The sequence below is a fragment of the Saccharothrix sp. ST-888 genome (assembly GCF_000955975.1).
Classification (GTDB): Bacteria; Actinomycetota; Actinomycetes; order Streptomycetales; family Streptomycetaceae; genus Kitasatospora.
Genome location: NZ_JYJF01001104.1, coordinates 1 through 254, shown reverse-complemented (window position 1 = coordinate 254; position 254 = coordinate 1). Strand labels below are relative to the sequence as shown.

The window sequence follows — 254 nt, the reverse complement described above, 5'->3', positions numbered from 1 at the left end:
GGTGACGGTGGACACGGCGTGTTCGTCCTCGCTGGTGGCGTTGCACCTGGCGGCGCAGTCGCTGCGTTCCGGGGAGTGCGAGCTGGCGCTGGCGGGCGGGGCGGCGGTGATGTCCACCCCCGGGATGTTCGTGGAGTTCTCCCGCCAGGGCGGGCTCTCGCCGGACGGTCGGTGCAAGGCCTTCGCGGATGCGGCGGACGGTACCGGGTGGTCCGAGGGGGTGGGGGTGCTGGTGCTGGAGCGTCTGTCGGACG

At 73.2% G+C, this 254-nt stretch carries 1 protein-coding gene; it reads left to right on the top strand.

The annotated features are described in order from the left end of the window. Window positions 1–254: beta-ketoacyl synthase N-terminal-like domain-containing protein (locus UK12_RS35805; RefSeq protein WP_156179194.1), on the top strand; the 254-nt coding region annotated here is incomplete at both ends.